This is a genomic window from Chryseobacterium vrystaatense, from assembly GCF_000737765.1.
In the GTDB taxonomy this organism is placed as follows: domain Bacteria; phylum Bacteroidota; class Bacteroidia; order Flavobacteriales; family Weeksellaceae; genus Chryseobacterium; species Chryseobacterium vrystaatense.
This window is the reverse complement of record NZ_JPRI01000007.1, coordinates 264,083-271,652: the sequence shown is the minus strand read 5'-3', so window position 1 is coordinate 271,652 and position 7,570 is coordinate 264,083. Positions and strand designations below refer to the sequence as shown.

Below are 7,570 nucleotides of genomic sequence, written 5' to 3'. Positions count from 1 at the left end.
CTTAGAGGCTGTTTAAATTTTATTGAGTAATAATTTTATGGCAGATAATTTGACCATGTTTTCAGAACTTTCCATTAGAAGTTCATAATTCCTGCATAATCTTCTATCATTATCAAACCAAGAAAAAGTACGTTCTATAATCCATCGTTTATGAATGGGCTCAAATTCTCTTACTTTTCTGTCACTCCGCATAACGATTTGAATGATATAATTGAACTTGATTCTTATTTCCTCAATAATCTCACCTCTGTAACCTCCATCAGCGAGGATTACATCAAGTGGAATCAATAAGTATTGCAGTGTTTTCATCAATAATAATGCGGCTTTACTGTCGTGAATATTGGCAACACTTACCATGACAGCTAACAAAAACCCATTTTTATCTACCACAACGTGTCGCTTGATGCCTTTTACTTTTTTACCTCCATCATAACCATTGAGCGAACGGTTATTTCCCCAGCGAACGCTCTGACTGTCCATAATTCCCAAACTTGCCTCGGCTTTTTGACCTCTGTTTTGTCGTACTTTTTCCCTCAATTTTGACAATAATAAATCGAAAACCTCCAGATTTGACCATTTTGAATAATAGTAATAAACCAATTGCCATTTTGGAAAATCATGAGGTAAAAAACGCCATTGACAACCTGTTTTCACCAAATAACTAATCGCATTCCAAATGACAATTAAATCATATTTTCGTTTTCTGTCATCAAAATCTAATGCTTTTTTTATAAATTGCCACTGAGTTTGGGTTACATCTGTTGGATACATTGATATTTTTTGTTTTGCAACTCTAAAATGACAATTTTTAGCCAGTTTTTAGCCCATACTCTTTTTTATTATTCATTTTTTAAACAGGCTCTTAATAAAGATTTATCATTATTATTTATTGCTTCATCAAATTCACCTTGTGATAAACCCAGAATAAACATTTCATTTTGCTGCATACTAAACTTTAGATTAAGTCTATCTGTAGGTAACTTATCTAAAAATGATATTGGAAACTCTTTGTCTAATAATTGACTCCAAACAACTGATGAATTTCCAATAACAGCAGGAATATTATATTTTTTCCTTTCCACTGCGTGCCAAAACGTGCAACTGTGTTGAACAAGCTTATTATCTTTATCTTCATAAATGGCGATATGATGATTATTTCCTGTAAGAACAAAGCCAATATCTTTACCATCTTTATCTTTCTTAATTGTCTGTAAATTATTAGCATCGGGGCGGGCAAACAAACGAACCGTTATAATCGGAATTTGTTTTTCTTCATTAAACCAAAGGATATCCTTGAAAGCTTCTTTTTCCTTATTTCCAAATTGAGCAAGTCTTTCTTTTACCAAAAATTTTATTCTTTCATCAACAATATCATCGGCCTGGCTTGCTTTTAGACTTTGCAATTTGTATTTCATTACCGTTGCATCATTGTAACAAGATGCTTTTTCCAGGATCTCAGTTTTTTCTTCGTTTAAAAAGATTGGAGTTTTCTGTAATGTTGATAAAGCTTTTTTAGAATTATTTTCATTTTCTGAGAGCCTTGTTTTAATAAGATTTTTAATCCTTGTGTTTACGATTTTATCTGAGTTTTCAAATAAATATTTTAAAGATTTATCATTCTCAATTACTTTTATTTTACCATAAACAGATTGTTCGTGTAAAGCTCCCCTTGGAACAATTACACCTGCCTCTTTATTCCTTCCTGTTGCTTTAAATTTAGATATTGTTGCGACTTTTTTACCCGCTTTAAATGAAATTAAAACCTTATCCGCTTCGTTCATTACTTCTTGTGTATTAAATGGCTTCTGCGTTTTTAGATATTTTTCTAAAAGTGTAGTCTTTTCACTAAACTCCACCTTAGCTTCCTTAACTTCTTTCACCATCAAATCTTTTGTCTCACTTGAATTCAAAGTATTTATTCGTTGAATAAAACCTTGTTGTGTACAGGCAATTACCAAAGCGTCAATAGCGTGATGGCGATGATCGTCTCTTTTTGTCCAATTTTCGATTTCTTCTTTTTGATGTTTTCTTTTTCCGTGTTCGCTTGTCCATTCTTTGGTGACGGTTTGCCCTAATTCTTTGTATCTAGGCATTTGAAGAGTCATTAAAACATCATCCCAACCCCATAAGTTGCGGAGTTTTGCAGTAACTCCACCTTCTGTTGTTGTTACGTTATTACATATTTTCTGTAAAATGTCCCTTGATTTTCGAGAGATATATTGAGTATCTTTCAATTGCCTGTCGATGAAGTTTTCCCAAAGCTTTTTATCGGTTTCTGTTTCTTTTCCAAGTTTTTTCCTTTCAAGATATTCTTTGTGTGAAACTTTCAACCTTTGCATTTTACTGTAAGAAATAATTCCTCTCTTGAACCAGTCATCCACCCGTTCTGAATATACCCGAACCTGTTCATCGCCTTTTGTAGCAATGTAATCGTAAGCAGTTTGATTAGTTTTTGTCGAGTTACATTTTCGATGAACCAAAACCTTATTGGTCTGAGAATCATCGAATAATAAAGTTTTCGGCACAATATGGTCAACATCATAGGCATCCCCACTCAAAGCTTCTGTTAAATTGAAAGTTTCTCCACAATAAATACATTGATTATTAACGTGAGCATCTTTCAGGTTTTTACTAAGTGATGGAAAAATGAATTTATACTTTTGAACATATCGCTTGGTGACAGGCAATCCCAATTCAGCCAATCTTTTCCCGATTTCTTCATTGAGTTTTTTATTTTTAGAATTTTGTAAATCGGTCTCATTTCGTTCGTCTTTACTTTGTTTAAGTGCGCGGGCAAGTTCAACTCTAATTTCAGATGGTTTTCCGTATTGCTCAAGGATTACATTAACTACATTAATCATCTGATTTAGAATTTTCTCAACAATAGGTTGTCTCAAACTGTTTTTTGGAAGAAGTTCTAACCGGTCTAAAGTAATTTGTTTTTCTCTTTCATCTTTAGTCAAAGAATTAGAATGATTATAGCCCGCCAAACTACAAGATTGAGAATAATCATAACCCTCCATCAGAAAAGGAAGAATTTTCCTCATCGATTTATTAGATTTATTTCCAAAAGCCTGTTTATTAAAATCGATATGAGACAATTTTTCGGCAATTTCTTGATCCAAACCAAACCTTTTAATTAAAGCACTTTTACACTCATCTAAATCTTTCAGAGAATAAATGGTATGCCACAGTTGATACAATGGTTCTTTTTCCAATGTTGCATTAAGTTCAAGTCCAGTTCTTTCTTCAAGAATTTCGCCTGTCTTCTTATCTACCAATATTGCAGTCTGATTTGAAGTAACGATAGATACATCAAAATTCAAAAGTTCATTATCGCCTAAAACACTATGAAGAGTTGCATACGTTTCATTTCCTTTAATACCTTTCAAGATTTGCTTATTCACATATACATCTTGTTTTTTTAATTCTAAAATTTCAAGAAGTTTACTAAAACTTAGGCTTTCATTCTTAAATAAATAATCTGCTAAAATTTCTTTTTCCTTTAAATCTGGAATTTTTTCGCCCCATTTATATTTACTTCCTTCTGGATTTTTTATTTTTACAGTAATCGTATTGACAACTTCCCAAATCCTGCAAAGCTGAAAGAGAGGAGAGGTTTTAGGAGCAACTTTTGGCCCAACAAATACTATTTTATTCTTGTTTTTTTTATTATCAAAAACCGTTTTCTCAAAGCCTTCAAATTCACAGATACTAACTAATCCTTTTTGAGATTTCAATATCCTTTGAAAATAAATGATTTCATTTCTTAACTGATGAACCACATTATCTGTAAGAAAATCGTGCTTATCTTTTTGAGCATTAATAATGGTATCAAACTCTTCTATATAAGCTTCTCTTGGATAAACTTCTTCTTTTACTCTGAAATACTGCTGATTATCTTTGTCTGAAAAAGCGTTAGAAAGTCCCCCATAAAAATATTGCCCAATAGTCTGATTCCTATCTTTTAACTGAGCATAACGTCCTTTTACAGCCTGAACATAATCTGTATCTTTTTTATCAGAATTAGCTTCGCTTCTTGCAGACTTATAACCTCTTTTCTGATTAAGCATATAGAGAATACGACCAAGTTGTTCTGCAGAAATATTTTCATTGGGATTAGCAGAATCACTTCTTAGTTTCCACAAATCAAGCATTGGCAGTTTTAATAATTCTTCTGATGGGAAAATATTGTATTTATTAAGAATTTTCTTTAAATTACTTTTTTTCAGTTGTTTCCTATCATAGCCTTTCCTCTGAGTACGACTTAATGTTCTACTTTGATTTTTTGTAATTGACAAGCCTCTTTGAAATTCTTCTTTATCACTTGTTGATAAAGGAATTATTCTGGAACCCATTGCTATAATTCTCAGGGGAATATTGTTTTCATCGACTTCTATTAAAGCCCAGCCAATTGAGTTGGTTCCCAAGTCTAATCCAAGTATATTTTTAATCATCATTCTAGTTTTTAGATGCTGTATAAAAATATAAATAAAAAAAGCATTTAAATTATGGTTTACCATAAATCAACTACTGTTTTTTTCTTCTATATTTGTATTAATAATTTTGAAAAGCAATTCACAATAAGGATTATTCCGTTGTGAAAACATTTAAGCCCCCTCGTCTTTCAATACGGGGGATTTTTATTTCCAATATTTTCTGTTTATCAGTATTCAGTTTTTTTCATTCCAAAACCTTATTTTAGCCTTCCGAAAACAAGATAATGACAACGGTAACATTTATACAGCAACAGCTCGATATCTCCGAAAAGAGCATCAACAATACCCTTCAATTATTAGCAGAAGACTGCACCATCCCTTTTATTTCTCGTTACAGAAAGGATAAAACAGGAAATCTGGATGAAGTTCAAATCGAACAGATCTCCAAAATCAGCAAGCAGTTTGAGGAAATAGTCAAACGTAAGGAGAGCATTTTGAAATCAATTGAAGAGCAGAATGCCTTGACTCCTGAACTTAAGCAGAGAATTGAAGAAAGCTTTGACATTACGGAACTGGAAGACTTATATCTCCCATTCAAAAAACGCAGAAAGACCAAAGCGGATACCGCTAAAGAAAAAGGACTGGAACCTTTGGCTAAGATCATTATGAGCCAGAAAAACAATGATCTCCAATTTCTGGTTTCCAAATATCTTACCGGTGATGTTTCTTCAGAGGAAGAAGCTCTTCAGGGGGCAAGAGATATTATGGCAGAATGGATCAATGAAAATATGTACGTCCGTAAAAATCTGCGCCGCATTTTCCAGCGCAAAGCAATAGTTACTTCTAAAGTTGTTAAAGCAAAAAAAGACGAAGAAGAGGCACAGAAATTTTCACAGTATTTCGAATGGGAAGAAAATCTTAACAGAACCCCTTCTCACAGGCTTTTGGCCATGCTCAGAGCTGAATCAGAAGGTTTTGTGAAAGTGAATATAGGAATTGATAAAGAGGAAGCTGTCGACTTTATAGAAAAAGCAATCATTAAATCTAATAATGAAAGTTCGGAACAAATCGCTCTGGCCATAAAAGACAGTTATAAAAGACTTTTAGAACCTGCTATTTCAAACGAAGCACTACAGGAAGCTAAAGAAAAGGCAGATAAAAAGGCTATTGAAATATTCTCTGAAAACCTGAGCCAATTGCTTCTTGCCCCTCCTTTGGGAGAAAAAAGAATTTTAGCAATCGATCCTGGATACAGAAGCGGATGCAAAGTGGTTTGTATTGACGAAAAAGGAGACCTTCTTCACAATGAAACCCTTTATCCTCATGCTCCACAGAATGAGAGTGGAATGGCAATGAAAAAAATACGCTCTATGGTGAATGCCTACCATATTGAAGCGATCTCTATTGGAAACGGGACGGCAAGCCGTGAAACTGAATTTTTCATCAAAAAAATTGCTTTTGATAAACCACTGCAGGTTTTTGTGGTGTCGGAAGCGGGAGCATCAGTTTATTCTGCGAGTAAAATTGCAAGGGATGAATTCCCTTCTTATGATGTAACGGTGCGTGGTGCAGTTTCTATCGGAAGAAGGTTAGCAGATCCTTTGGCCGAATTGGTAAAAATAGATGCCAAATCAATTGGTGTAGGACAATATCAGCATGATGTAGACCAGACTCAATTGAAAAACGAACTGGATTCCACGGTGATGAAGTGTGTGAACTCGGTGGGGATCAATTTAAATACTGCAAGCAAGTCATTATTAAGCTACGTTTCAGGAATAGGAGAAAAAATGGCAGAAAACATTGTCAGTTACCGAACTGAAAATGGTGCTTTTGAGGATAGAAAACAGCTTAAGAAAGTACCAAGGCTTGGAGAAAAAGCTTATCAGCAGGCGGCAGCTTTCGTAAGGATTACTAATGCTAAAAATCCACTGGACAATTCTGCCGTGCATCCGGAAGCATATGGCATTGTTGAAAAAATGGCCAGAGATCTGGGTATTAAAACCACAGAACTTATCGGAAGTAAAGAAAAAACGGCTTTGGTAAAACCTGAAAATTACGTTACTGAAGAAATCGGAATTTTAGGAATTAAGGATATTTTAAAAGAGCTTGAAAAACCGGGATTAGACCCTAGAAAAGCAGCCAAAGTATTTGAATTTGATCCAAGTGTAAAAAGCATCAGAGATTTAAAAGCAGGAATGATTCTTCCGGGGATTGTCAATAATATTACGGCTTTCGGATGTTTCGTGGATCTTGGAATTAAGGAAAGCGGACTTGTTCATATTTCTCAGCTGAAGGACGGTTTTGTTTCTGATGTGAATGAAGTCGTAAAACTTCACCAGCACGTCCGGGTAAAAGTCACAGAGGTGGATGAAGCAAGAAAAAGAGTACAGCTAAGCATGATTTTATAAGTAGGCTTTTGTACAGGTTAAGTTATCATTACAAATCAAACAAAGTAACAATACATTTTGAGCAATAAAAATTTAATTTTCGACTTAGATGGAACGCTTTGGGACCCCAGAGCTACCATCATCAAAATCTGGAATGAGGTTTTAACAGAACATCAACTGATCACAAGGGAATTGAAACCCGAAGATATGGATCAATATATGGGACTGTTATTTAAAGACATTCTAAAAGATATTATTCCCGGAATTTCTGATCAGCAGGTTCAGGATATTCTTTCGGAGATTGTGCAAAAGGAAAATAAGGTACTTCATTCTGAGGGTGGAATTCTTTACGAAGGAGTTGCAGAAACGCTAAAGAACCTATCCAAAAACCATAAACTTTTTATTGTCAGTAACTGCCAGGACGGATATATTGAAGCGTTTTTAGAATACTACCAATTCAATGATTTATTTACAGATATTGAATCTCACGGCAGGACTAAAAAAGCGAAATCGGAGAATATCAAACTACTCATGGAAAGAAACCATTTAAGCGCTGAAAATACCATCTATATTGGTGACACACAGACCGATTATGATTCTGCGTCCGCTAACGGGTTGCCTTTTATCTTCTGTAAATATGGCTTTGGAAAATTGAATGCAAGTGATTACAAGCCTTCTGTTTCGAAGTTTTCTGATCTGGAATCGTGTGTTTTAGAAATCGCTAATGAGATTTAAAAGGTAATG

The 7,570-nt window shown here is 34.2% G+C and carries 4 protein-coding genes; 2 read left to right on the top strand and 2 right to left on the bottom strand.

Annotated elements, in window-relative coordinates; all coding sequences use genetic code 11:
* Positions 1–12 precede the first annotated feature (12 nt).
* On the bottom strand, positions 13–771 hold the full coding sequence (locus IW16_RS18130) for an IS5 family transposase (protein WP_034747594.1): 759 nt from the start codon (positions 769–771) through the stop codon (positions 13–15).
* A 68-nt stretch (positions 772–839) separates the two neighbouring features.
* Complete coding sequence (gene cas9 / locus IW16_RS18125; protein ID WP_084694583.1) at positions 840–4,523, bottom strand: type II CRISPR RNA-guided endonuclease Cas9; 3,684 nt, start codon at positions 4,521–4,523, stop codon at positions 840–842.
* A gap of 200 nt (positions 4,524–4,723) precedes the next feature.
* On the opposite strand from cas9, the gene IW16_RS18120 reads away from it, so the two are divergent.
* Both IW16_RS18120 and IW16_RS18115 read left to right on the top strand, forming a co-directional pair.
* Positions 4,724–6,847 carry a Tex family protein gene (locus tag IW16_RS18120; RefSeq protein WP_034747589.1) on the top strand — a complete coding sequence of 708 codons (2,124 nt, stop codon included), beginning with the start codon at positions 4,724–4,726 and terminating at the stop codon, positions 6,845–6,847.
* Positions 6,848–6,904: 57 nt separating this feature from the next.
* Entirely contained in the window at positions 6,905–7,561 is a 657-nt protein-coding gene (locus IW16_RS18115) for an HAD family hydrolase (protein ID WP_034747586.1), read from the top strand.
* Positions 7,562–7,570: the final 9 nt, after the last annotated feature.